The 1,598-nt window shown below is 71.5% G+C and carries 2 protein-coding genes; one reads left to right on the top strand and one right to left on the bottom strand.

The genetic code is table 11. The features are described from left to right. Positions 1 to 1,059 (bottom strand): glutamyl-tRNA reductase (locus WBP48_RS08210; protein ID WP_424438777.1); only part of this gene is annotated, 1,059 nt, incomplete at its 3' end. A 170-nt stretch (positions 1,060 to 1,229) separates the two neighbouring features. Between WBP48_RS08210 and WBP48_RS08205 the strand changes: the two genes are divergently transcribed. After that, a partial coding sequence (locus WBP48_RS08205) for a uroporphyrinogen decarboxylase family protein (RefSeq protein ID WP_424438780.1) occupies positions 1,230 to 1,598 on the top strand: 369 nt, incomplete at its 3' end.

Below are 1,598 nucleotides of genomic sequence, written 5' to 3'. Positions count from 1 at the left end.
GTGCGCGCGCAGGTCGACGACGGCGGGGGCGACCTCGTGCACGCGACGCGCCATCGCGTGGCGCTGCGCGGCGGTGCGGACGATCAGCCGGGCCTCGTCGAGCTCCGCGAACTCGTCGAGCGGTGCGTGTACGCGGATCGTGTCGAGGTCGAGCAGCTCGATCCCGGGCAGCGAACGCAGGCCGGGATCGATGTTGCGCGGCATCCCGAGGTCGATCACGAGCTGCGGTGTGGTGATGCCGGCCCGTGCCGCGCCGTGGCGTTCGACGTCGAGCGCGTAGGTGTCGGTCGTGTTGGTACAACTGACGATGACGTCGGCGCGCGCGGCCTCGGCCGCGAAGTCCTCTGCCGCGACGGGGATCAGGTGCTCGCGGTGTGCGAACCTGCCCGAGCGGCCCTCCCACGCGGAGAGGGAGTGCACGCGCACGTCGACGGCACCGACGGCGCGGAGGGCGGCGAGGGATGCCGCGGCGTAACGTCCCGTACCGATCAGCAGCACCCTCGCGTGCTCCCAGGACTCGACGCGCGAGCCCGCCAGCTCGACCGCGAGGCGCACGAGGGAGCGGCCCGATTCACCGAGCCGCGTCGAGTTCTTCACGGCGCGCGAGGTTTCAGTGGCGCGCTGGAACAGCTGCTCCAGCGACGGGGTGGTCGCGCCGGCGCCGCGTGCGGTGTCGAGGGCACGCCGCACTTGACCGGCAATCTCGTCCTCGCCCACCGCGACCGAGTCAAGGCCCGACGCGACGGCGAACAGGTGCTGCGCGACGTGGTTGCCGTGCGCGAAATCGACCGTCTCGCGTACGTCGCGGAAGGGAAGATCGGCGAGGGTGGAGAGGCGCTCCATCACGGCATCCATCGCCGGCACGGGGGAGGCATGCTCGGACTCATCGGTCAGGTCGAAGTAGGCCTCGAACCGGTTGCAGGTCGCGAGCACGACGGCCCCGCGGATCGTCTCGTGCGTCGCCGTCAGGTCGCCGGCGACGCCATCGCCGACCACAGACAGTCGCTCCAGGGCCTCGAGCGGTGTGGTGCGCTGGTGGGCGGACAGGCAGACGAGCACGGGCGCTAGTATAACGATTAACTTCCGCAGACCCGCCGCACAGAACCCTCGCGCAGACGAGCCGTGCGAAACCGCCTGCGACACCGCTGCGCATACCTCATAGGAGCCTCATCATCCCTTCCGCCGCTGCCACCGCCGCTCGCCCTCTCGATGCTGCCGGCACCTCCCGCCTGGTGCGGGCGCTCAGGGGGGATCGCCCCGACGTCACCCCGGTGTGGTTCATGCGGCAGGCAGGGCGTTCCCTCCCGGAGTACCGCGCGCTCCGCCAGACCGGGACGATGCTGGACGCGTGCCTCGACCCCGCTCTTGCGAGCGAGATCACGCTGCAGCCGGTGCGTCGCCACGGCGTCGACGCCGCCGTCTTCTTCAGCGACATCATCGTGCCGCTGCACCTCGTCGGCGTCGAGGTGGAGATCGTGGCCGGGCGCGGCCCCGTGTTCGCGCGGCCCGTCCGCACCGCCGCAGACATCTCCCGGCTCGTCCGCATCGACCCGGCGCTCGTCGACGAGCGCGGCGAGCAGATCGCGGATGCCGTGGCC

This window comes from Microbacterium sp. (genome assembly GCF_049661145.1).
GTDB lineage: Bacteria > Actinomycetota > Actinomycetes > Actinomycetales > Microbacteriaceae > Microbacterium.
Note: the sequence above shows the minus strand (reverse complement) of the source record. Positions and strands in the feature narration are given on the sequence as shown.